Below are 23,404 nucleotides of genomic sequence, written 5' to 3' on the forward strand. Positions count from 1 at the left end.
ATTGGAACGTCTTTATAGTGAGAATCGTGTCTCTTTATTGAGACTGGGCAATACCCAGCGCCACCATCTTCTTGTACAGCGTCGACCGGCCCAGCCCCAAACGCTTGGCTGCCTCCACGACGTTGCCTTCACACGCCGCCAACGCCGACTCAATCACCTGCCGATCAAACCGCTCCCGCGCCGCTGCGAACGTCTCGCCTTGAACGGTCTCTACGGCGCCACGCGCCACCGGGCTGAACGTGCCAATCGCCGCACGAATCTCCTCAGCATCCAACACCAGGTCATCGCTCAGCAGGGCCGCGCGCTCCAGCACATTGCGCAGCTCGCGGATATTCCCCGGCCACGCATGCTGCGCCAGCAACGCCAGTGCCTCGCGGTCCAGTTCATGCTGGCTGCGCAGCTCCTCCAGAATCGCCTCGCTCAACGCCGGGATGTCATCCAGGCGTTCGCGCAACGGCGGCACCTGGATCGGCAACACATTCAGCCGGTAATACAAATCCGCGCGAAACTCGCCGCGCTTGATCGCCGCTTCCAGGTCCGTGGACGTGGCCGCGATCACCCGCACATCGCTGTGCAGCATTTCGTTGGAACCGACCGGTTCGTATTCCTTTTCCTGCAACACCCGCAGCAGTTTGCTCTGCAGCGGCAGAGGCATGTCGCCGATCTCGTCGAGAAACAGCGTGCCGCCCTGGGCAATCTGCAGTTTGCCGGGACGGCCCTTGCGGTCGGCCCCGGTAAAGGCCCCCGGCGCAGTGCCGAAGAATTCGGCTTCAAGCAGGTCCGCGGGAATCGCCGCGCTGTTGATGCTGACAAAAGCTTTGTGTGCACGCGGCGAGGCGCCGTGAATCGCCTGGGCCAGCAGTTCTTTGCCGGTGCCGGTTTCACCCAGCAACAACACCGGCGACTGCGCATTCGCACTGCGCCGCGCCCGGCGTTTGACGTCCAGGCTGGCCGCGCTGGTGCCGATAAAGTGCGCGAAGTTGTATTTGCTCTGCCGCGAGCGCAGCAGCGAGCGGGTGGACGCCAGCTCCTGCTGCATGCTCAGGTATCGCTCGATCAGCGGCGAGAGGTTGCGCAACTCATCGAACAGCGCAAAGCCAATCGCGCCGATCACCACGCCGGCATCATCGTGAATGGGCAGGCGCATCACCACCAGCGGGCCCTTGGGCGTGTCCTGGATGTCCAGCAAAATCGGCTGGTCATTGCGCACCACCTGGCGCAGCAGGCTGTTGGAAATCACCTGCTCGCAGGGTTGGCCGATGGCTTCGTCGGCGCTCTTGAGCCCGAAACGCTTGGCGTAGCGCTCGTTCATCCACACGATATTGGCGTCGCGATCGACAATCACCGTGCCTTCGCTGGACTGCTCGATGATTTCGAACAGCGACTGGATGGCCAGGCCGCGAACCTGTTGGTAGTCCTTGAGGCTGTCGCTGATGTTCATATTTATGCCGTCAACACAAATGGAGGGTGGAGTCGCAATCCTGTTGGAGCGGGCTTGCTCGCGAAAGCGGTGTATCAGTGCCGCAGGTATTGGCTGACACACCGCCTTCGCGAGCAAGCCCGCTCCCACAGGGGAGAAAGTGCTCCTACAAGGGGATGTGCGCCGCCGCCAGCAGCTCTTTGGTGTACGGATGCTGTGGCGATTCGAACACGCTATGGCTCGCACCGCGCTCCACCACCTTGCCGTCCTTGACCACAATCATGTCATGCGCCATGGCGCGCACCACGGCCAGGTCATGGCTGATAAACAGGTAGGTCAGGCCGTATTTCTCCTGCAACTCACGCAGCAACGCCACCACCTGTTTTTGCACCGTGCGGTCCAGCGCCGAGGTCGGTTCGTCCAGCAGCATCAGAGCCGGCTTGAGCACCAGCGCGCGGGCGATGGCGATGCGTTGGCGCTGCCCACCGGAAAACTCGTGGGGGTAACGGTGGCGGCTGGCGGGGTCGAGGCCCACGTCCTTGAGCACCTGCACCACTTGCGCATCGCGCTCGGCCAGGCTGCACGGCGCATGCACTTCCAGGCCTTCGCTGATGATCTGCTCCACCGACATGCGTGGGCTGAGGCTGCCGTAAGGGTCCTGGAACACCACCTGCATCTGCTTGCGCCACGGGCGCATTTGCTGATTATTCAGCGGGTCGAGCGCTTCACCCTGGAAGCGGATGCTGCCGGTGGAATCGAGCAGGCGCAGGATCGCCTGGCCCAGGGTCGATTTGCCCGAGCCAGACTCGCCGACAATCCCCAGGGTCTTGCCGCGCTGCACGCTGAGGCTGATGCCGTCCACCGCGCGCAGGTAGGTCTTGCGCCGAAACAGCCCGCCGCTGAGGGGGAACTGCACCGACAGGTCATCGACCTGCAACACCGTTTCACGCTCATCACTGCACAGCGCCTCGCCGGCCGGCTCGGCATCCAGCAACAGGCGGCTGTACGGGTGTTGCGGTGCGTTGAACAGCGTCTGGCAGTCGGCCTGCTCGACAATCTCACCGCCGCGCATCACGCACACGCGCTGGGCAATGCTGCGCACCAGGTTGAGGTCATGGCTGATCAGCAGCAGTGACATGCCCAGGCGTTGTTGCAAGGATTTGAGCAGCAGCAGGATCTTGCGCTGCACGGTCACGTCCAGCGCGGTGGTCGGTTCATCGGCGATCAACAGTTCCGGCTCACACGCCAGGGCCATGGCGATCATGACGCGCTGGCGCTGGCCGCCGGAGAGCTGATGCGGATAGGCCTTGAGGCGCTCCCTGGGCTTTTGGATACCCACCAGCTCGAGCAATTCAAGGATGCGCGCCTGCGCCGCCTTGCCGCCCAGGCCCTTGTGCAGCAGCAGGGTTTCGCCGATCTGTTTTTCAATGCTGTGCAGCGGGTTGAGCGAGGTCATCGGCTCCTGGAAGATCATTGCAATGCGGTTGCCGCGCAGCTTCTGCAACGTGGCGGCAGAGGCGCCGATCAGTTCCTGGCCGCGATACTTCACGGAGCCCGTGGTGTGCGTGCCGGCTTCGGGCAGCAGTTGCAGGATCGAATGCGCCGTCACGGACTTGCCCGAGCCCGACTCGCCGACCAGCGCCAGGCATTCGCCCTGGCGCACGTCCAGGCACAGGTTGCGCACCACGGTCTGGCCGCTGAAGGCGACACTGAGGTCGCGGATTTCAATGAGGTTCATAGGCAGTCACTCATGAGCGGGGGTCGAAGGCATCACGCAATGCCTCGCCGATAAAAACCAGCAACGACAGGATCAGCGCCAAGGTGAAAAACGCCGTCAGGCCCAGCCAGGGCGCCTGCAGGTTCTGCTTGCCCTGGGCGATCAGTTCGCCCAGCGACGCGCTGCCTGCCGGCATGCCGAACCCGAGGAAATCCAGGGCGCTCAAGGTGGAAATCGCCCCGGTCAAAATAAACGGCAGGTAGCTCAAGGTGGCGGTCATGGCATTGGGCAGGATATGCCGGCCAATGATCTTGCCATCGCCCAGGCCCAGGGCCCGTGCGGCCTTGACGTATTCCAGGTTGCGCCCGCGCAGGAACTCGGCGCGCACCACGTCCACCAGTGCCAGCCAGGAAAACAGCGCCATGATCCCCAGCAGCCACCAGAAATTCGGCTCGACGAACCCTGACAGGATGATCAGCAGGTACAACACCGGCAGCCCGGACCAGACTTCCAGAACGCGCTGGCCCAGCAAGTCCACCCAGCCGCCGTAATAACCCTGCAAAGCGCCGGCGGCAATGCCGATGGCGGCGCTGATGGCCGTGAGCGCCAGCGCGAACAGGATCGACACGCGCGCGCCAAAGATCACCCGCGCCAGCACATCGCGGGACTGATCATCGGTGCCCAGCCAGTTCACTGCCGAGGGCGGGCTGGGGGCAGGGCGGCTCAGTTCGTAATTGGGCGTGTCATCGCTGAACGGGATCGGCGGGAACAGCATCCAGCCGCCGTCCTGCTTGATCAGCTTTTGCACGTAGTCACTGCGGTAGTCGGCCTGGAACGGCAGTTGCCCGCCAAACTGCTGCTCGGTGTAACGCTTGAACACCGGGAAATACAGCTCGTTTTTGAAACTGAGCACCAAGGGCTTGTCATTGGCGATCAGCTCGCCGCCCAGGGTCAGGATAAACAGGCCGATAAACAGCCACAGCGACCACCAGCCGCGACGGTTTTTCTTGAAGCGCTCGAAACGCCGACGCGCCACCGGAGACAAATCAAGCATCAGGCGTTCCTCGCGGCGAAGTCGATACGCGGGTCCACCAGGGTGTAGCAGAGGTCACCGATGAGTTTTATCAAGAGGCCAAACAGGGTGAAGATAAACAGCGAGCCGAACACCACCGGGTAGTCCCGGGACACGGCGGCTTCATAGCTCATGCGGCCCAGGCCGTCGAGGGAGAAAATCACCTCGATCAGCAGGGAACCTGCGAAAAACACGCTGATAAACGCCTGGGGAATCCCCGAGATCACCAGCAGCATGGCGTTGCGAAATACGTGGCCGTAGAGCACGCGCCGTTCGCTTAAACCCTTGGCGCGGGCAGTGACCACGTATTGGCGGGTAATTTCATTCAAGAAAGAGTTTTTGGTCAGGATGGTCAGCGTGGCGAACCCGCCGATCACCAGCGCGGTGACCGGCAGCACCAGGTGCCAGAAGTAGTCGGCAACCTTGCCCACGGTGCTCAGCTCGTCGAAATTCTCCGAGACCAGCCCGCGCACCGGGAACCAGTTCAGCGACGTACCTCCGGCAAACACCACAATCAGGAACATCGCAAACAGGAACGCCGGCATTGCGTAACCGATGACGATGGCGGTGCTGCTCCACACGTCAAAACTGCTGCCGTGGCGCACCGCCTTGCGAATTCCCAAGGGGATCGACACCAGGTAGGTGATCAACGTGGCCCACAGGCCGAGGGAAATCGTCACCGGCATTTTTTCCAGGATCAGGTCGATCACCGTCGAGCCGCGAAAGAAGCTGTTGCCGAAGTCCAACTGCGCGTAGTTCTTGAGCATCAGCCACAGGCGTTCCGGGGCGGGCTTGTCGAAGCCGTATTGTTTTTCGATGTCCTTGATCAGTTTCGGGTCCAGGCCGCGGCTGGCGCGGGAGCCGCTGATACTTTCGCCGGAACCGCCGCCGATGCCGCCGCCGCCAATCCCTTGCAAGTGCGCGATGGCCTGTTCAACCGGGCCGCCCGGTGCGGCCTGGACGATGACGAAGTTGACCAGCAGGATGATCACCAGCGTCGGAATGATCAGCAGCAGGCGCCGCACGATATAGGCAAACATCAGCGGGTCCCTCCACGTTTTTTCAACTCGGCGTTCATTTGTTCATTGGTCAGTGGCGTGGGGCTGATTTCCCACCAGGTTTCCAGGGCCTCGTCGTTCCTGGCCTCGATCGCCGGCCGGCCGAAGCGGTTCCACCACGCGGCCGAGGTGCCGGGCGGGTAGTAGTTGGGAATCCACAGGTAATTCCATTGCAGCACGCGGTCCAGGGCATGGGCGTAGGTGAGCATCTGCGCCTGGGTCGTGGCCTTGACCAGGCCGCTGATCAGCGTGTCGACGGCCGGGTCTTTAAGCACCATGTAGTTATTGGCGCCGGGATCGTAAGCCGCCTGCGAGCCGAAGTAGTTGTACAGCTCCAGGCCCGGCGAGGTGGTGACTGGGAAGCCGACGACGATCATGTCGTAATCACGGGCCATCATGCGGTTCACATACTGCGAGGAGTCGATGCGGCGGATATTCAGGGTGATGCCGATCTGCGCCAGGTTGCGCTTGTACGGCAACAGCAGGCGTTCCAGGCCGGGCTGGGCATTGAGGAAGGTGAACTCCAGCGGCTCGCCGTCGGCGTTGACCAGCTTGTCACCCTTGGGTTTCCAGCCCGCCGCTTCCAGCAGCGCCAGGGCTTGCAGCTGTTTGTCGCGAATCATGCCGCTGCCGTCGGTGACCGGCGCCTTGAACACTTGGGTGAACACCTCAGCGGGCACTTGATCGCGCAGCGGTTCAAGAATGGCCAGCTCTTCCTGGGTTGGCAACTGGCTGGCGGCCAGCGGGCTATTGGAAAAATAGCTCTGCTGACGAATGTACAGGTTGCGCATCATCTGCCGGTTGGCCCATTCAAAATCCCACAGCATCGCCAGGGCCTGGCGCACGCGGCGATCCTTGAACATCGGCTTTTGCACGTTGAACACATAGCCCTGGGCCGGTTGCGGCATCTCTTTGGCCAGGTGCGCGCGTTGCAGGCGGCCGTCGTCCAGCGCCGGGCCGTTGTAGCCGATGGAATAGCCGGTGGCGGAGAACTCACGGTTGAAGTCGTAGGCGCCGCCGCGCAGCACCTGACGGGCCACTTCGGTATCGCCGAAGTACTCCAGGCTCAGGTGATCGAAGTTGTACAGGCCACGGCTGACGGGCAAGTCCTTGCCCCACCAGTCCGGGTCGCGGGTGAAGGTGATGGTGCTGCCGGAGTCGATCTTGCTGACCTTGTACGGGCCGCTGCCCAGCGGGGCTTCGTAGCCGCCGCCGTTGGCGAAGTCGCGGGTTTTCCACCAGTGCTCGGGAAACACCGGCAAGGTGGCGATATCCAGCGGCAGGGTGCGGTTTTCATTGCTGGAAAAATCGAAGCGCACCTGGCGCTCGCCTTCGACTTCGACGTGCTTGACGTCGGCGAACAGGGTGCGAAAGCGCAGGCTGCCTTGGGTCATCAATAGATCGAAGCTGTAACGCACGTCTTCGGCGGTGATCGGCGTGCCGTCGGCGAAGCGCGCCTTGGGGTTCAGGTAGAAGCGCAGGGACAGGCCGTCGTCAGCGCGTTCCATCTTCTCGGCGACCAGGCCGTAGACGGTGTAGGGCTCATCCAGGGAGCGCTGGGCCAGCGGGGCGTAGAGCCAGCCGTCGACCTGGGAGACGCCGATGCCTTTGTCGATGTACGGCAGCACATGGTCAAAACGCCCGATCTCGATGGCCGAGCGCCGCAGGCTGCCGCCTTTGGGGGCGTTGGGGTTGGCGTAGTCGAAATGGCTGAAGCCGGCGGGGTACTTGGCCGGTTCGCCGTAGACCGTGAGGTAGGTCTGCGGGGCCGCGATCACAGCGGTGCTGGCCAGCAGCAGGGCCAGGGCGGAGCTGCAGAGTTTTATGGAAAAAGCCAATCGCATTGTCAGCCTTGAGCGCCGGGTGAAGAAGAATAGAGATGTGTACGTTATCGACTTAAGCCTTGCCAGTCATCACATGCACAACGGCCCACCAAAAGGCGGGCCGTTGTTTATAGCATCAGCACAGACTGGATCAGTCCTGGCGGCTGGTGACTTCCAGCAGGTGGTAGCCGAACTGGGTCTTGACCGGGCCTTGCACGGTGTTGACCGGGGCGCTGAAGACGACGGTGTCGAATTCTTTGACCATCTGGCCTGGGCCGAACGAACCGAGGTTGCCGCCGTCGCGGCTGGACGGGCAGCTGGAGTTGGCTTTGGCGATTTCTGCGAAATCGGCGCCGCCTTCGATTTGGGCCTTGAGTTCGTTGCACTTGTCTTCAGTGGACACGAGGATGTGACGGGCGGTGGCTTTGGCCATGGGGAGTAACTCCTTGAATTAAAAAGGGTGAGCGTACCGGATTCAGGCGGTTATTTGTTGGCAAAGTTCCGTTGGGTTTGGGTTGGGTTTGGGTTGGGGGCATATCCGTTGCTGCGGTAACGGCCACTGGCGGTTCCGCTCTTACAGCGGGTCACTTTTGGCAAACGCCCCAAAAGTAACCAAAAGGTCTTTGCCCCACCACTCGGTGCCTCGCTTAGGCTCGGCATGCCCTCACTCCGGCTTGAATCCGTGGGCCGCCGCGACGGGCCATCCATGGCCCAACGCGGCTAACCCGGCGTCCTGCCGGGTTACCCACGGATTCAAGCCTGCGTTCGGCCAGCGTGGTTGACGGGGCCTGTCAGATCAAAAGCAAGATCAAAAGCAGAGCACGGCGGCCTGAAAGCCGACCTGAGTGGTAGAAGCAAAAGCAGGGCAATAGCAGATCAACACACCTCTACCTGATGCACTGAGCTCCAAATGTGGGAGCGGGCTTGCCCGCGAATGCGGTGGGTCAGTCAGCTCTTGTGTCACTGGCACACCGCATTCGCGAGCAAGCCCGCTCCCACAATTTCACCGAGTTCAGCCTCCACCACCGCACTGCTTATGCTTTTCTGTGGAAGCCGGCTTGCCTGCGATGCAGGCACCTCGGTCTGTCAGTGAAACCCAGTAGATGCCATCGCAGGCAAGCCAGCTCCCACCTTTAACCGAGTACAACCGACACCCATCTACCTGATGCACAGAGCTCCAAATGTGGGAGCGGGCTTGCCCGCGAATGCGGTGGGTCAGTTAGCTCATATGTCACTGGCACACCGCATTCGCGAGCAAGCCCGCTCCCACAAGTTGACCGAGTTCAGCCGCCAGCACCGCACCGCTTTGCTTTTCTGTGGGAGTTGGCTTGCCTGCGATGCAGGCACCTCGGTCTATCAGTGAAACCCAGTAGATGCCATCGCAGGCAAGCCCGCTCCCACATAGAATTGGGTTGAGCTTCAAGGATCAGGTCGGCTGTCAGGCCGCCTCGCTTCCGCTTTTGATCTAACCACTCAGGTCGGCTACTAGGCCGCCGTGCTCTGCTTTTGATTTTGATTTTAGGCGCCCCGTTAAACCACGCTGGCCGAACGCAGGTAGTACGGAGCGGGTAAACCGGCAGGACGCCGGTTTAGCCGCGACGGGGCAGGGACGCCCCGTCGCGGCGGCCCGCGGAGTAATGCCTGCGTGAGGGCACACCGAGCCTAAGCGAGGTGCCGAGTGGTGGGGCAAGAGCCTTTTGGTTACTTTTGGGCTCTAAAAGTGACTCGCCGTAAGGGCGAAACCAACCTCAGCCATCACCCAGTAACGGATATACACCCCGTCACCCCGAGACCCCAGCAGGCACCAAAAACGCCGCCTCCAACAACTGCCGCGTATAAACATGCTGCGGCTCAGCAAAAATCGCCGAAGCCTCCCCCTGTTCCACCACCTGCCCATGCTTGACCACCATCAACTGGTGACTCAAGGCCTTCACCACCGCCAAGTCATGGCTGATAAACAGATAGGTGAGGTTGTACTTGGCCTGCAAACTGCGCAACAACTCCACCACCTGCCGCTGCACCGTACGGTCCAGCGCCGAGGTCGGCTCATCCAGCAAAATCAGGCGCGGCTTGAGCACCAGCGCACGGGCAATGGCAATCCGCTGCCGCTGCCCCCCGGAAAACTCATGCGGATAACGGTGCCGCGACTCCGGATCCAGCCCAACCTCACGCAGCGCCGCAATAATCGCGGCCTCCTGCTCAACAGCCGTGCCCATCTTGTGAATCCGCAACCCCTCGCCAACAATCTCGCTGACGCTCATCCTCGGGCTCAAGCTGCCAAACGGGTCCTGAAACACCACCTGCATTTCCCGCCGCAACGGGCGCACCTGCTGCTGAGTCAGCCGGTCCAGCTGCTGGCCCTCAAAACGAATCCCGCCTTTGCTGGCGATCAAACGCAGAATCGCCAGGCCCAAGGTGGATTTGCCCGAACCGCTCTCACCGACAATGCCCAGGGTCTGACCCTGAGGCAGGCTGAAATTGATACCGTCCACCGCCTTGACGTAATCCACGGTGTTACGCAAAAAACCTTTTTTGATCGGAAACCACACCTTCAGGTCATCAACTTCCAGCAAGGGCGGCCCGACTTCGTTGGCCGCAGGCCCGCCACTGGGTTCCGCCGCCAGCAACTCCTGGGTGTAAGGATGCTGGGGCGACTGGAACAGCGTCTCGCAGTCAGCCTGCTCGACGATGCAACCCTTCTGCATCACGCACACGCGGTGGGCGATGCGCCGCACCAGGTTCAAGTCATGGCTGATCAGCAACAACGCCATGCCAAGGCGCGCCTGCAACTCCTTGAGCAACTCAAGAATCTTCAACTGCACCGTCACGTCGAGGGCCGTGGTCGGTTCATCCGCGATCAACAACTCCGGCTCGTTGGCCAGGGCCATCGCGATCATCACCCGCTGCCGCTGGCCGCCGGACAGCTCGTGAGGCAAGGCCTTGAGGCGCTTGTGCGGCTCGGGAATGCCCACCAGCTCAAGCAATTCCAGAGTACGTCGGGTGGCGACCTTGCCAGTGAGCCCCTTGTGCAGGCCGAGCACTTCGTTGATCTGCTTTTCAATCGAATGCAGCGGGTTCAACGAGGTCATCGGCTCCTGGAAGATCATCGCAATACGGTTGCCGCGAATATGCCGGATGGTTTTTTCTTTGAGCGTCAGCAGGTCTTGCCCGGAATAGGTGATGGTGCCGGCCGGGTGGCGGGCCAGCGGGTAGGGCAGCAGGCGCAGGATCGAGTGGGCAGTGACCGATTTGCCCGAGCCGCTTTCGCCGACCAGGGCGAGGGTTTCGCCGCGTTTGATATCGAAATTGACGTTATTGACCACCCGGTGGTGATGGTCGCCGGTGACGAACTCGACACAGAGGTCGCGGACTTCGATCAGATTGTCCTGATTCATCTCATTTCCTCGGGTCGAAGGCATCGCGAGCGGACTCGCCGATAAACACCAGCAAACTCAACATGATCGCCAGCACGGCAAAGGCACTGATGCCCAGCCACGGCGCTTGCAGGTTGGATTTGCCCTGGGCCACCAGTTCGCCCAGTGACGGCGAGCCGGCTGGCAGGCCGAAGCCGAGAAAATCCAGCGCGGTGAGGGTGCCGATGGCGCCGGTGAGGATGAACGGCATGAAGGTCATGGTCGACACCATGGCATTGGGCAGGATGTGCCGGAACATGATCGCGCCGTTCTGCATGCCCAGCGCGCGAGCCGCGCGCACGTATTCGAGGTTGCGCCCGCGCAGGAATTCGGCGCGCACCACATCGACCAGGCTCATCCACGAAAACAGCAGCATGATCCCCAGCAGCCACCAGAAGTTGGGCTGCACAAAACTGGCGAGGATGATCAACAGGTACAGCACCGGCAAGCCGGACCAGATCTCCAGAAAACGCTGCCCGGCGAGGTCGACCCAGCCACCGTAGAACCCCTGCAAGGCGCCGGCGATCACGCCGATGATCGAGCTGAGCACGGTGAGGGTCAGGGCGAACAGCACCGACACGCGGAACCCGTAAATCACTCGCGCCAGTACATCGCGGCCCTGGTCATCGGTGCCCAGCAGGTTGACCGACGAGGGCGGGGCGGGCGCCGGTACTTTCAAGTCGTAGTTGATGCTCTGGTAGCTGAACGGGATCGGCGCCCACAGCGTCCAGGCGTCCTTGGCCTTGAGCAGTTCCTGGATGTACGGGCTCTTGTAGTTGGCCTCCAGCGGGAATTCGCCGCCAAAGGCGGTTTCCGGGTAGCGCTTGAGCGCCGGGAAGTACCAGTCACCGTCAAAGTGCACGGCCAAGGGCTTGTCGTTGGCGATCAACTCCGCGCCCAGGCTCAGTACAAAGAGGATCAGGAACAGCCACAGCGACCACCAGCCACGCTTGTTGGCCTTGAAACGCTCGAACCGGCGGCGATTGAGGGGGGACAGGTTCATCTCAATGCTCCCGGCTGGCAAAGTCGATACGCGGATCGACCAGGGTGTAAGTGAGGTCGCCGATGAGTTTCACCACCAGCCCCAGCAAGGTGAAGATAAACAGCGTGCCGAACACCACCGGGTAGTCGCGGTTGATCGCCGCTTCAAAGCTCATCAGGCCCAGGCCGTCGAGGGAGAAGATCACTTCCACCAGCAACGAGCCGGTGAAGAAGATGCCGATAAAGGCGGATGGGAAGCCGGCAATCACCAACAGCATCGCGTTGCGAAACACATGGCCGTAGAGCACGCGGTGGTGGGTCAGGCCCTTGGCCTTGGCGGTGACCACGTACTGTTTGTTGATCTCGTCGAGGAAGCTGTTTTTGGTCAGCAGCGTCATGGTCGCAAAGTTGCCGATCACCAGCGCCGTGACGGGCAGGGCCAAATGCCAGAAGTAATCGAGGATCTTGCCGCTCCAGCTCAGTTCGTCGAAATTGTTCGAGGTGAGCCCGCGCAAGGGGAACCAGTCCAGGTAACTGCCGCCGGCAAATACCACGATCAGCAGGATCGCAAACAGGAACGCCGGGATCGCATAACCGACGATGATTGCCGAACTGGTCCACACGTCGAAGTGGCTGCCGTGGCGCGTGGCCTTGGCGATCCCCAGCGGAATCGACACCAGGTACATGATCAGCGTGCTCCATAACCCAAGGGAAATGGACACCGGCATCTTTTCCTTGATCAGGTCGATGACTTTGGCGTCACGGAAGAAGCTGTCGCCGAAATCCAGCCGGGCGTAGTTCTTGACCATGATCCACAACCGTTCCGGCGCCGATTTGTCGAAGCCGTACATCTTCTCGATTTCCTTGATCAGCGCCGGGTCCAGGCCCTGGGCGCCGCGGTAGCTGGAACCGGCCACCGACACTTCGGCGCCGCCGCCGGCGATACGGCTGGTGGCGCCTTCAAACCCTTCGAGCTTGGCGATCATCTGTTCCACCGGGCCACCGGGAGCGGCCTGGATGATGATGAAGTTGATCAGCAAAATCCCGAACAGCGTGGGGATGATCAGCAACAGGCGGCGAACAATATAGGCCAGCATTTAATCGCCTCCGCTCGCCGGATCGGCGCTTGTGTCCAGGGTAACGGCTGGTTTTACGTCAGGTTTGGCCCACCAGGTGGCGATGCCGACGTCGTAGCGTGGCGGGACTTTGGGGTGGCCCAGGTGATCCCAATAGGCCACACGGAAGGTTTTGATGTGCCAGTTGGGGATCACGTAGTAGCCGAACTGCAATACCCGGTCGAGGGCTTTGGCGTGGGCCACCAGGCTTTTGCGCGAGTCTGCATCGATCAGCTGTTCGACCAGTTGGTCGATGACCGGGTCCTTGAGGCCCATGTAGTTGCGGCTGCCGGGTTTGTCGGCACTGGAAGAGGCCCAGAATTCGCGTTGTTCGTTACCCGGTGAGGTCGATTGCGGGAAACTGCCCACCAGCATGTCGAAGTCGCGAGAGCGCAGGCGGTTGATGTACTGCGAGACGTCAACGCGGCGGATCACCAGATTGATGCCCAGGTCCGCCAGGTTGCGTTTGAACGGCAGCAATACGCGTTCGAAGTCGGTCTGGGTCAGCAGAAACTCGATGGTCACCGGTGTGCCGGTGGTGTCGACCATCTTGTCGTCGACGATCTTCCAGCCAGCCTCCTGCAGCAACTGGTAGGCCTCGCGCTGCTGGGTGCGGATCATGCCGCTGCCGTCGGTCTTGGCGGGCTCGAACGCCTGGGTGAAGACTTCGGCGGGAAGCTTGTCGCGAAACGGCTCCAGGATTGCCGTTTCATCCGGGCCCGGCAGGCCGGTGGCGGCCATTTCCGAGTTTTCAAAGTAACTGCGGGTGCGCGTGTAGGCGCCGTTGAACAGCTGTTTGTTGCTCCACTCGAAATCCAGCAGCAGGCTGATCGCCTTGCGCACCCGCACATCCTGAAACATCGGCTTGCGGGTGTTGAACACAAAACCCTGCATGCCGGTGGGGTTGCCGTTGGGGATTTCTTCCTTGATCAGCCTTCCCTGGGTGACGGCCGGGATGTTGTAGGCGTTGGCCCAGTTCTTCGCGCTAAATTCCAGCCAGTAGTCGAATTGCCCGGCTTTCAAGGCTTCGAGCGCCACGGTGCTGTCGCGGTAATAGTCAGTGATGCGGTTATCGAAGTTGTAGAAACCCTGGGTGACCGGCAGGTCCTTGGCCCAGTAATCCTTCACGCGCTCATAGCGAACCATGCGCCCGGCCTTGACCTGCGCCACCTTGTACGGCCCGCTGCCCAGCGGTATTTCCAGGTTGCCCTTGGCAAAGTCACGGGTGGCCCAAAAATGCTTGGGCAATACCGGCAACTGGCCGAGGATCAGTGGCAACTCACGGTTGTTGGTGCGTTTGAACTTGAACAGCACGCGCAGCGGGTCTTCGGCCACCACTTCATCGACGTCGGCGTAGTAGGTGCGGTAGAGCGGCGAGCCGTCCTTGAGCAAGGTCTGGAAGGTGAAGACAACGTCTTCGGCGCGGATCGGGTGCCCATCGTGAAAGCGCGCTTCGGGGCGCAGGTAGAATCGCACCCAGCTGTTGTCGGGGGCCTTTTCGATCTTGCCGGCCACCAGCCCGTATTCAGTCACAGGCTCGTCCAGGCTTTGCATGGCCAGGGTGTCGTAGATCAACGGCAGGTTGTCTGCGGGCACGCCCTTGCTGATGTAGGGGTTGAGGCTGTCGAAGCCGCCCATGCTCGATTCGCGAAAGGTGCCGCCCTTGGGCGCGTCGGGGTTTACGTAGTCGAAGTGCTTGAAGTCGGCGGGGTACTTGGGCGGCTCGTTGTAGAGGGTCAACGCGTGTTGCGGCGCGGCGTGGGCCGCGCTGCACAGCAACAGGCCGCTCAGGAATGCGTTGCGCAAATTCATCATTGGGCTTTCTCCGAAGCTTTCAGCCACCACGCGCTCAGGCCCAGGCTGTAAGGCGGCGTGGTGACAAAGGCGAACCGGTTGCGGTACGCCAAGCGATGATAGTTGAGGTACCAGTTGGGAATACTGTAGTGCTGCCACAGCAGCACCCGGTCCAGCGCGCGGCCGGCGGCCAGTTGTTCTTCGCGGGTCTGCGCCGCCAGCAGTTGTTCCAGCAGGCGGTCGACCACCGGGTTGGCGATGCCGGCGTAGTTCTTGCTGCCCTTGATACCGGCCTGGCTGGAGTGGAAGTACTGCCACTGCTCAAGGCCCGGGCTCAAGGTCTGGTTGAGGGTGATCAGGATCATGTCGAAGTCGAACTGATCCAGGCGCTGTTTGTATTGCGCGCGGTCAACGGTACGCAGGCGTGCGTCGATGCCGATGCTGATGAGGTTCTCGACATACGGCTGCAGGATGCGCTCCAGGTTCGGGTTGACCAGCAGGATCTCGAAGCGCAGCGGTTGCCCGTCACTGTTGAGCAGGCGCTGTCCCGACAGCTTCCAGCCGGCTTCGCCCAGCAACGCCAGGGCGCGGCGCAGGGTGTCGCGCGGAATGCCGCGACCGTCGGTCTGCGGCAGGCTGAAGGCTTGCGTAAACAGGTTGGGCGGCAGCTGGTCGCGGTACGGCGAGAGCATCAGCCACTCATGGCCCACCGGCACGCCAGTCGCGGAAAACTCGCTGTTGGGGTAGTAACTCAGGGTGCGTTTATAGGCGCTGCTGAACAGGGTGCGGTTGGTCCATTCAAAGTCGAACATCAACCCCAGGGCCTCGCGCACCTTGGTCTGGGCAAAGGTCGGCCGCCGCGTGTTCATGAACAGGCCCTGGCTCTGGGTCGGGATCTGGTGGGCGATCTGCGCCTTGATCACGTCGCCGCGGTTGACTGCCGGGAAGTTATAGCCGGTGGCCCAGTTCTTGGCCTGGTGCTCGATATAGATATCGAATTCGCCGGCCTTGAAGGCTTCGAACGCCACGTCGCTGTCGCGGTAGAACTCCACTTCGACGTTGTCGTAGTTGTAGAAACCCTGGTTCACCGGCAGGTCTTTGCCCCAGTAATCCTTGACCCGCTCGAACACCAACTGCCGGCCAGGCGTGACCTTGGTGATGCGATAGGGACCGCTGCCCAACGGCGGCTCAAAGGTCGTGGCCTTGAAGTCGCGGTTTTTCCAGTAGTGCTGGGGCAATACCGGCAGCTCGCCCAGGCGCAGGATCAGCAGCGGGTTGCCGGCACGCTTGAACACAAAGCGAATGCGATGGCGGTTGAGGATATCGACCCGCGCCACTTCCTGCAGGTTGGTGCGGTATTGCGGGTGGCCTTCGGTCAGCAGCGTGCGATAGGAAAACGCCACGTCATAGGCGGTGATCGGCTTGCCATCGTGGAAACGTGCTTCGGGGCGCAGGTTGAACACCACCCAACTGCGGTCCTCGCTGTATTCCACCGACTGGGCGATCAGCCCGTAGCTGGAGGTGGGTTCATCGCCGGACGGCGCGTACTGGCCGGTGCCGACCATCAACGGCTCGTTCAGCTCATTGACGCCGTATTGCAGGAAATTGGGCGTGGAAACCGGGCTTGAGCCCTTGAAGGTGTAGGGGTTGAGCGTATCGAAGGTGCCAAATGCCATGACCCGCAGTGTCCCGCCTTTTGGCGCTGCAGGGTTTACCCAATCGAAGTGGGTGAATTTGGCCGGGTACTTGAGTGTGCCGAACTGCGTATAACCGTGGCTCTCGGTAATCGTCGCGTTCGCCGCAAAGCTCAAGGCCAGACTTATTAGTAGAAGGAGGGGACGCTTCAAGTCAGAGATCCGATCCAGGCGGCTTGGGCTTTATGATCGGTACAGTAACAGCTTGTTCCGGCTGGAAAAAGGCTGTTGGAAAGCTCCTGGTCAGGGGCTGATAAGGTATTGAACAGTGTGCAGAACAAATGTGGGAGCGGGCTTGCCCGCGATAGCATCAACTCGGTGCAACTGATGCACCGAGGTGTTTGCATCGCAGGCAAGCCAGCTCCCACACGGGCCAGCGTTTACGCAGGTTTACCTTGGCCCGGAAACCACCAGCATCTGGCCTGGCTTGAGTGCCTGGCCGGTGCGCGGGTTCCAACGCTTGAGGTGTTGCATCTCAACGTTGAAGCGCTTGGCGACGATGTACAGCGAGTCGCCTTTTTTGACCTTGTACTGCACCGGCTTCTTGCTGTCAGCCTTGGCCACCAGCTTGCGCGTATCCTGCATCACCAGGGTCTGACCGACCTTGAGGGCCTGGCCGTTGAGCTTGTTCCAGCGCTGCAGGTCATGCACATCGACCCTGTTCGCCTTGGCGATCAGCGTGAGGTTGTCGCCACTGCGCACTTTGTAGCTGCGGCTGCGCCCGGCCACGCGCGCGGTCTCAACTTCGTCGAACACCTGCTTTTTCGGGCGCATGGCCAGCAGTTCTTCGGGCTTCATCATCGAAAGCGTGCTGGTGAGCAGATGCGCCTTGGAACTCGGCACCAGCAAGTGCTGAGGGCCGTCGAGGGTGGTGCGTTGTTTCAGGGCCGGGTTGAGCTGGAACAGTTCGTCTTCATCGATTTCAGCCAGCGCGGCAACCCGTGACAGGTCCATGCTTTGCTTGACTTCAACCACTTCGAAGTACGGGGTGTTGGCGATCGGGCTCAGGTTGACGCCATAGGCCTCGGGGGCCAGCACCACCTGGGACAATGCCAGGAACTTGGGCACGTAGTCCTTGGTTTCCTGGGGCAGGGGCAGGTTCCAGTAGTCGGTCGGCAGGCCGAGCTTTTCGTTACGCTCGATGGCCCGGCTGACCGTGCCTTCCCCGGCGTTGTACGCCGCCAGGGCCAGCAGCCAGTCGCCGTTGAACATGTCATGCAGACGTGTCAGGTAGTCCAGGGCGGCGGTGGTGGAGGCGGTGATGTCGCGGCGCCCGTCGTAGGCGCGGGTCTGGCGCAGGTTGAAGTAGCGCCCGGTGGAGGGAATGAACTGCCACAAGCCGACTGCATCGCTGCGCGAGTAGGCCATTGGGTTGTAGGCACTTTCAATCACTGGCAGCAGCGCCAGCTCCAGAGGCATGTTGCGTTCTTCAAGGCGTTCGACGATGTAATGAATGTAGAGGCTGCCGCGTTCTCCGGCGTTCTCCAAAAAGGACGGGTTGCTGGCGAACCACAAACGCTGTTGCTCGATGCGCGGGTTGACGCCCAGGCCGTCCTGCAATTGAAAGCCCCGTCGCATGCGTTCCCAGACATCCTGGGGCACTTCGGGGCTGGGCTTCTCTGAGAGCCAAATAGGTTTTTGCTTGATCTTGGCGGCAAGATTGGGTTTGGGTTGCACGGTGGATTGTGCAGCGAAATGAGTCGATTGGCAGCCCGCCAGAGTAGCGGACACAGCCACCGCCACGGCTTGAGCCAGGCGGGTCAATGCGTCTGAAGAAATGGATTTACGAATAGATGACGACATTGGCTGGAAGTAAGTTCCGGGCAAAAATGTCGGGCGATTCTAGAAAGCGCTTTGGTTCCGGTCAACCATTCAGAAAATCCGTATCAGATTGGATCCGCTTAGAACTTATCTTTCCACGCCCTCAAGCTAGCAAACACCTCGGCCCCAGAGCGGTTATCGCGCCCATTCCGTTCGTCCGCTTTTTGTTTAACGGATGTTTCGGCGGTACGCAAAAAAGGGTTAGTACGTTTTTCCAGGGCGAGGTTGGACGGCAACGTCATCTCGCCGTGGGCCCGCAATTGCTTGACCTGCTCGACCCGTTCGGCAATATCGGCGTTGTCAGGCTCCACCGCCTGGGCAAATTTGAGGTTGCTTTGTGTGTATTCGTGGGTGCAGTACACCAGGGTCTCGGCTGGCAGGGCGGCAAGGCGTTTCAGCGAGGTGTACATCTGTTGCGGCGTGCCTTCGAACAGACGGCCGCAGCCGGCGGCAAACAGCGTGTCGCCACAGAACAGCAAGCCTTGATGGTAAAAGGCGATATGGCCGAGGGTATGGCCCGGTACGCTATAAATGTCGAAGTCCAGGCCCAGTACGCTGACACGGTCGTTGTCCTGCAACGCGACGTCCCGCGCCGGGATGTTCTCGTTTGCCGGCCCGTAGACCTTGGCGTTTGTCACACGTTTGAGTTGCTCGACGCCGCCGACATGATCATGGTGATGGTGGGTGATCAGGATGTCGCTGAGGGCCCACTGCGGATTTTGTTCGAGCCAGGCCAGCACCGGCGCGGCATCGCCGGGGTCGACCACGGCGCAGCGCAGGGTTTGCGGGTCTTGTAACAACCAGATGTAGTTGTCGGTGAAGGCGGGTAGGGCACTGATCTGTATCATTCTTCGATTCGCCAAGCTGAACACATTGGTGCATCTTAGAACGTCTAGGCGAGTTGGAGAATGCAATGACTGATAAAGCGTTCGCCCAGGCCGATCCTGAGTGGCTGGCCCTGATCGGCGCAGCCCGTGAATGGCTGTCCGGGCCGATCGGGCAATTTTTGCTGGATGAAGAACGGCGCATGCTCGAAGACGAGTTGGGCCGGTTCTTTGGGGGCTATCTGGTGCATTACGGTCCGTCTGCGCAGACGCCGCCTTCTGCGCCGCAGGTGCAGCGCAATGTGCGCCTCGGTGCGCCGTTGCCGGGTGTGGAGATCGTCTGCGAGGAGCAGGCCTGGCCTTTGAGCGAGCACGCCGCCGACGTGGTGGTGTTGCAGCATGGCCTGGATTTTTGCCTGTCGCCCCATGGTTTGTTGCGCGAAGCCGCGAGCAGTGTGCGCCCGGGGGGCCATTTGCTGATTGTCGGCATCAACCCCTGGAGCAGCTGGGGTCTTCGCCATGTGTTCGCCCATGATGGCCTGCGCCAGGCACGCTGCATCTCGCCGTCGCGGGTGGGCGACTGGCTGAACCTGCTGGGCTTTGCGCTGGAGAAACGCCGCTTCGGGTGCTATCGTCCGCCGCTTGCGTCGGCCAAGTGGCAAGGCCGTCTGGCGGGCTGGGAGCGCCGGGCGGGCGCCTGGCAATTGTCGGGTGGCGGCTTCTATTTATTGGTCGCGCGCAAGATCGTGGTCGGGCTGCGGCCGGTGCGTCAGGTGCAGCGCCAGCCCATGGGCAAGCTGGTGCCGATGCCGATGGCCAAGGTCAATCGCAAGCAAAGCGAACCGTAAACCTCTTTTTGATGACCGCCGAATTTTTCGGCCTCGGGATACTGTCGGTCGATGATCGCCAGCCCGTTTTGATGGATGCAACCGATGACCGATAGCGTAGAACTCTTCACCGATGGCGCCTGCAAAGGCAACCCCGGCCCCGGCGGCTGGGGCGCCTTGCTGGTGTGCAAGGGCGTGGAGAAGGAATTGTGGGGCGGCGAAGCCAATACCACCAACAACCGCATGGAGCTGATGGGTGCCATTCGTGGCCTGGAAGAGCTCAAGCGCCGTTGTGACGTGCTGTTGGTGACCGACTCGCAGTACGTGATGAAGGGCATCAACGAGTGGATGGTCAACTGGAAAAAGCGCGGCTGGAAAACCGCAGCCAAGGAACCGGTGAAGAACGCCGACCTCTGGCAGTTGCTCGATGAGCAATGCAATCGCCATAACATCACCTGGAAATGGGTGCGTGGGCACATCGGTCACCCCGGCAACGAGCGCGCCGACCAGTTGGCCAACCGGGGTGTGGATGAAGTGCGCGGCTACAAACAGAGCTGAGCCGACTGACGTGTTAACATCGCGCCCTTTGACGCACACCACAGTGCATACCACCGTTGAGAGCTGAACCCTGATGGCCATCCGATCTGTTGTACTCGATACCGAAACCACCGGCATGCCGGTGACCGATGGTCACCGGATCATCGAAATCGGCTGTGTCGAATTGATGGGTCGCCGTCTTACCGGGCGTCACTTCCACGTCTACCTGCAACCGGACCGTGACAGTGACGAGGGAGCGATCGGCGTCCACGGCATCACCGACGAGTTCCTCAAGGGCAAGCCGCGCTTCGCCGAAGTGGCTGACGAGTTTTTCGAATTCATCAACGGCGCCCAGCTGATCATCCACAATGCGGCGTTCGACGTCGGCTTCATCAATAACGAATTTGCCCTGATGGGGCAGACCGAGCGTGCGGATATTTCCCGGCATTGCTCGATCCTCGACACCTTGATGATGGCGCGCGAGCGTCACCCGGGCCAGCGCAACAGCCTGGATGCCTTGTGCAAACGCTACGGCGTCGACAACTCCGGCCGTGAACTCCACGGCGCCTTGCTCGACTCCGAGATTCTGGCCGACGTTTACCTGACCATGACCGGCGGGCAAACCAGCCTGTCCCTGGCCGGTAACGCCTCCGACGGTACCGGCTCGGCAGAGGGCTCGGGTAATCGCCCTTCGGAAATCCGCCGCTTGCCGGCTGATCGCAAGCCGACCACCATCATCCGTGCCAGTGAGCAGGATCTGGCCGAGCACGCGGCGCGGCTGGAAGCGATTGCCAAGTCGGCGGGCGTGCCGGCGTTGTGGTCGCAGCTGACCCAGCAATAGCCTCGGTCGAACACGGTTAAAAAATGTGGGAGCTGGCTTGCCTGCGATAGCGGTAGGCCAGCCAACATATCTGTGACTGATCCACCGCCATCGCAGGCAAGCCAGCTCCCACTGTTGATTTGCAGCGCCTTGGAAATCTTCATTCGCCACATCCGCTCCCAGCTTCTACCCTGAGTACATAGCCCTGGGGACTGCCCGCACTCATGTACAAAGACCTGAAGTTTCCTGTTCTGATTGTGCACCGTGATATCAAGGCCGACACCGTTGCCGGTGACCGGGTTCGAGGCATCGCCCACGAGCTGGAACAAGAAGGCTTCAGTATTTTTTCTGCAGTGGATTACGCCGAGGGCCGCCTGGTGGCTTCTACCCATCACGGGCTGGCGTGTATGTTGATCGCCGCTGAAGGTGCCGGGGAAAATACCCACTTGCTGCAAAACATGGTCGAACTGATCCGCCTGGCGCGGGTGCGGGCGCCCAACCTGCCGATCTTTGCCCTGGGCGAGCAAGTCACTCTGGAAAACGCGCCCGCCGATGCCATGAGTGAGCTCAACCAGTTGCGCGGGATTCTTTATCTGTTTGAAGACACCGTGCCGTTTCTGGCGCGACAAGTGGCTCGCGCGGCGCGCACTTACCTGGATGGCTTGCTGCCGCCTTTCTTCAAAGCCCTGGTGCAACACACCGCTGACTCCAATTACTCCTGGCACACGCCCGGCCATGGCGGCGGCGTGGCGTATCGTAAAAGCCCGGTGGGGCAGGCGTTTCATCAGTTCTTCGGCGAAAACACGCTGCGTTCGGACTTGTCCGTGTCGGTGCCGGAACTCGGCTCGCTGCTCGATCACACCGGGCCCTTGGCCGAAGCCGAAGCCCGCGCCGCGCGTAACTTTGGCGCCGATCATACGTTCTTTGTGATCAACGGCACCTCCACGGCCAACAAGATCGTCTGGCACTCCATGGTCGGCCGTGACGACCTGGTGCTGGTGGACCGCAACTGCCACAAGTCGGTGCTGCACTCGATCATCATGACCGGTGCGATCCCGCTGTACCTGTGCCCGGAACGCAACGAACTGGGGATCATCGGCCCGATTCCCTTGAGCGAGTTCAGCCCCGAGTCGATCCGCGCCAAAATTGCAGCCAGCCCTCTGACGCGTGGCCGGCCACCGAAAGTGAAGATGGCGGTAGTCACCAACTCCACCTATGACGGCCTGTGCTACAACGCCGAGCTGATCAAGCAACAATTGGGCAACAGTGTCGAGGTGTTGCATTTTGACGAAGCCTGGTACGCCTACGCGGCGTTTCACGAGTTCTTTGCCGGGCGTTACGGCATGGGCACTTCACGCACGCCCGACAGCCCTCTGGTGTTTACCACGCACTCAACCCATAAGCTGCTGGCGGCCTTCAGCCAGGCCTCGATGATTCATGTGCAGGACGGCGGCGCGCGGCAGCTGGACCGTGATCGTTTCAACGAAGCATTCATGATGCACATCTCTACCTCGCCGCAGTACAGCATCATCGCGTCGCTGGACGTGGCCTCGGCGATGATGGAAGGCCCCGCCGGGCGTTCACTGCTGCAGGAAATGTTTGATGAGGCGTTGAGTTTTCGGCGCGCCCTGGCCAACCTGCGCCAGCACATCGCCGCCGAGGACTGGTGGTTCTCTATCTGGCAACCGCCCTCGGTGGCGGGTATCGATCGGGTTGTCACCGCGGACTGGCTGTTGCATCCGCAGGACGACTGGCACGGATTTGGCGATGTGGCCGAAGACTATGTGCTGCTTGACCCGATCAAAGTGACCCTGGTGATGCCCGGCCTGAACGCTGGCGGCGCCTTGAGCGACTGCGGGATTCCCGCCGCGGTGGTCAGCAAGTTCCTCTGGGAGCGCGGGTTGGTGGTGGAAAAAACCGGCCTGTATTCCTTCCTTGTGCTGTTTTCCATGGGCATCACCAAAGGCAAATGGAGTACCTTGCTCACCGAACTGCTGGAGTTCAAGCGCAATTACGACGCCAATGTCAGCCTGGCCAGTTGCTTGCCCTCGGTGTTTAAACAAGGGCCGGCACGCTATCAGAACCTCGGTTTGCGCGACCTGTGTGACCAGTTGCACGGCTGTTATCGCAGCAATGCCACGGCCAAACACCTCAAGCGCATGTACACGGTGTTGCCGCAAATCGCGATGAAACCGGCTGACGCCTACGACCAGTTGGTCAGGGGCGAAGTGGAGGCGGTGTCGATTGACGCCTTGCCAGGTCGCATCGCAGCCGTGATGCTGGTGCCTTATCCGCCGGGCATTCCGTTGATCATGCCGGGTGAGCGCTTTACCGAGTCGACCCGATCGATCATTGACTACCTGGCGTTCGCGAGGACGTTCGATAGCAGTTTTCCCGGTTTTGTCGCCGATGTTCATGGGTTGCAACACGAAGACGACGGCGGTGGTCGTTGTTACACCGTCGATTGCATCAAAGGGTAAAGGATGTT

Annotated in this window: 17 protein-coding genes; 4 read left to right on the forward strand and 13 right to left on the reverse strand. The window is 61.1% G+C overall.

Going from position 1 to position 23,404, the window contains the following annotated elements:
• Window positions 1-34: 34 nt before the first annotated feature.
• From AB5I78_RS12090 to gloB, 13 genes are all read right to left on the reverse strand, one after another.
• Window positions 35-1,441, reverse strand: a complete 1,407-nt coding sequence (locus AB5I78_RS12090) for a sigma-54 interaction domain-containing protein (protein WP_369303403.1) — start codon at window positions 1,439-1,441, stop codon at window positions 35-37.
• 145 nt (window positions 1,442-1,586) lie between these two features.
• Window positions 1,587-3,158, reverse strand: a complete 1,572-nt coding sequence (locus tag AB5I78_RS12095) for an ABC transporter ATP-binding protein (RefSeq protein ID WP_369303404.1) — start codon at window positions 3,156-3,158, stop codon at window positions 1,587-1,589.
• Between the two features lie 10 nt (window positions 3,159-3,168).
• Entirely contained in the window at window positions 3,169-4,191 is a 1,023-nt protein-coding gene (locus AB5I78_RS12100; RefSeq protein ID WP_178119753.1) for an ABC transporter permease, read from the reverse strand.
• A complete protein-coding gene (locus AB5I78_RS12105; RefSeq protein ID WP_262209148.1) occupies window positions 4,191-5,249 on the reverse strand; it encodes a microcin C ABC transporter permease YejB in 1,059 nt (352 codons plus the stop codon). Before AB5I78_RS12105 ends, AB5I78_RS12100 begins: the two co-directional genes overlap by 1 nt.
• Window positions 5,249-7,111 carry an extracellular solute-binding protein gene (locus AB5I78_RS12110; protein ID WP_369303405.1) on the reverse strand — a complete coding sequence of 621 codons (1,863 nt, stop codon included), beginning with the start codon at window positions 7,109-7,111 and terminating at the stop codon, window positions 5,249-5,251. Before AB5I78_RS12110 ends, AB5I78_RS12105 begins: the two co-directional genes overlap by 1 nt.
• 130 nt (window positions 7,112-7,241) lie before the next feature.
• Window positions 7,242-7,523, reverse strand: coding sequence for a peptidylprolyl isomerase (locus tag AB5I78_RS12115; protein ID WP_010210937.1), 282 nt, complete (start codon window positions 7,521-7,523; stop codon window positions 7,242-7,244).
• A 1,348-nt stretch (window positions 7,524-8,871) separates the two neighbouring features.
• Window positions 8,872-10,485, reverse strand: coding sequence for an ABC transporter ATP-binding protein (locus AB5I78_RS12120; protein ID WP_369303223.1), 1,614 nt, complete (start codon window positions 10,483-10,485; stop codon window positions 8,872-8,874).
• A gap of 1 nt (window position 10,486) precedes the next feature.
• Window positions 10,487-11,506 carry an ABC transporter permease gene (locus tag AB5I78_RS12125; RefSeq protein ID WP_106578708.1) on the reverse strand — a complete coding sequence of 340 codons (1,020 nt, stop codon included), beginning with the start codon at window positions 11,504-11,506 and terminating at the stop codon, window positions 10,487-10,489.
• A gap of 1 nt (window position 11,507) precedes the next feature.
• Window positions 11,508-12,581: a microcin C ABC transporter permease YejB gene (locus tag AB5I78_RS12130; protein ID WP_119741592.1), complete on the reverse strand. Its 1,074-nt coding sequence runs from the start codon at window positions 12,579-12,581 to the stop codon at window positions 11,508-11,510.
• Window positions 12,582-14,414 (reverse strand): extracellular solute-binding protein, encoded by a 1,833-nt coding sequence (locus AB5I78_RS12135; RefSeq protein ID WP_369303224.1) that lies wholly within the window; start codon window positions 14,412-14,414, stop codon window positions 12,582-12,584. It lies immediately after the preceding gene.
• Entirely contained in the window at window positions 14,411-16,240 is a 1,830-nt protein-coding gene (locus AB5I78_RS12140; RefSeq protein WP_145165965.1) for an extracellular solute-binding protein, read from the reverse strand. The genes AB5I78_RS12135 and AB5I78_RS12140 overlap by 4 nt, the downstream gene beginning before the upstream one ends.
• Window positions 16,241-16,477: 237 nt before the next feature.
• Window positions 16,478-17,890, reverse strand: a complete 1,413-nt coding sequence (locus tag AB5I78_RS12145; RefSeq protein WP_145165966.1) for a transglycosylase SLT domain-containing protein — start codon at window positions 17,888-17,890, stop codon at window positions 16,478-16,480.
• A gap of 98 nt (window positions 17,891-17,988) precedes the next feature.
• A complete protein-coding gene (gene gloB, locus AB5I78_RS12150) occupies window positions 17,989-18,756 on the reverse strand; it encodes a hydroxyacylglutathione hydrolase (protein WP_369303225.1) in 768 nt (255 codons plus the stop codon).
• Between the two features lie 65 nt (window positions 18,757-18,821).
• Between gloB and AB5I78_RS12155 the strand changes: the two genes are divergently transcribed.
• From AB5I78_RS12155 to AB5I78_RS12170, 4 genes are all read left to right on the forward strand, one after another.
• Window positions 18,822-19,580, forward strand: coding sequence for a class I SAM-dependent methyltransferase (locus AB5I78_RS12155; RefSeq protein ID WP_242197634.1), 759 nt, complete (start codon window positions 18,822-18,824; stop codon window positions 19,578-19,580).
• A gap of 84 nt (window positions 19,581-19,664) precedes the next feature.
• Window positions 19,665-20,117 carry a ribonuclease HI gene (gene rnhA, locus AB5I78_RS12160; protein ID WP_029291380.1) on the forward strand — a complete coding sequence of 151 codons (453 nt, stop codon included), beginning with the start codon at window positions 19,665-19,667 and terminating at the stop codon, window positions 20,115-20,117.
• 79 nt (window positions 20,118-20,196) lie between these two features.
• A complete protein-coding gene (dnaQ, locus tag AB5I78_RS12165; protein WP_369303254.1) occupies window positions 20,197-20,937 on the forward strand; it encodes a DNA polymerase III subunit epsilon in 741 nt (246 codons plus the stop codon).
• 203 nt (window positions 20,938-21,140) lie between these two features.
• Window positions 21,141-23,396, forward strand: coding sequence for an Orn/Lys/Arg decarboxylase N-terminal domain-containing protein (locus AB5I78_RS12170; protein ID WP_145165970.1), 2,256 nt, complete (start codon window positions 21,141-21,143; stop codon window positions 23,394-23,396).
• Window positions 23,397-23,404 lie beyond the last annotated feature (8 nt).

The organism is Pseudomonas sp. N2-3-1-14, assembly GCF_041228395.1.
GTDB lineage: Bacteria > Pseudomonadota > Gammaproteobacteria > Pseudomonadales > Pseudomonadaceae > Aquipseudomonas.

What these genes read in the sequence shown, in the direction of transcription:
- AB5I78_RS12090 (WP_369303403.1), bottom strand. Translation starts at nt 1,441, where the DNA reads ATGAACATCAGCGACAGCCTCAAGGACTACCAACAGGTTCGCGGCCTG.
- AB5I78_RS12095 (WP_369303404.1), bottom strand. Translation starts at nt 3,158, where the DNA reads ATGAACCTCATTGAAATCCGCGACCTCAGTGTCGCCTTCAGCGGCCAG.
- AB5I78_RS12100 (WP_178119753.1), bottom strand. Translation starts at nt 4,191, where the DNA reads ATGCTTGATTTGTCTCCGGTGGCGCGTCGGCGTTTCGAGCGCTTCAAG.
- AB5I78_RS12105 (WP_262209148.1), bottom strand. Translation starts at nt 5,249, where the DNA reads ATGTTTGCCTATATCGTGCGGCGCCTGCTGCTGATCATTCCGACGCTG.
- AB5I78_RS12110 (WP_369303405.1), bottom strand. Translation starts at nt 7,111, where the DNA reads ATGCGATTGGCTTTTTCCATAAAACTCTGCAGCTCCGCCCTGGCCCTG.
- AB5I78_RS12115 (WP_010210937.1), bottom strand. Translation starts at nt 7,523, where the DNA reads ATGGCCAAAGCCACCGCCCGTCACATCCTCGTGTCCACTGAAGACAAG.
- AB5I78_RS12120 (WP_369303223.1), bottom strand. Translation starts at nt 10,485, where the DNA reads ATGAATCAGGACAATCTGATCGAAGTCCGCGACCTCTGTGTCGAGTTC.
- AB5I78_RS12125 (WP_106578708.1), bottom strand. Translation starts at nt 11,506, where the DNA reads ATGAACCTGTCCCCCCTCAATCGCCGCCGGTTCGAGCGTTTCAAGGCC.
- AB5I78_RS12130 (WP_119741592.1), bottom strand. Translation starts at nt 12,581, where the DNA reads ATGCTGGCCTATATTGTTCGCCGCCTGTTGCTGATCATCCCCACGCTG.
- AB5I78_RS12135 (WP_369303224.1), bottom strand. Translation starts at nt 14,414, where the DNA reads ATGATGAATTTGCGCAACGCATTCCTGAGCGGCCTGTTGCTGTGCAGC.
- AB5I78_RS12145 (WP_145165966.1), bottom strand. Translation starts at nt 17,890, where the DNA reads ATGTCGTCATCTATTCGTAAATCCATTTCTTCAGACGCATTGACCCGC.
- gloB (WP_369303225.1), bottom strand. Translation starts at nt 18,756, where the DNA reads ATGATACAGATCAGTGCCCTACCCGCCTTCACCGACAACTACATCTGG.
- AB5I78_RS12155 (WP_242197634.1), top strand. Translation starts at nt 18,822, where the DNA reads ATGACTGATAAAGCGTTCGCCCAGGCCGATCCTGAGTGGCTGGCCCTG.
- rnhA (WP_029291380.1), top strand. Translation starts at nt 19,665, where the DNA reads ATGACCGATAGCGTAGAACTCTTCACCGATGGCGCCTGCAAAGGCAAC.
- AB5I78_RS12170 (WP_145165970.1), top strand. Translation starts at nt 21,141, where the DNA reads ATGTACAAAGACCTGAAGTTTCCTGTTCTGATTGTGCACCGTGATATC.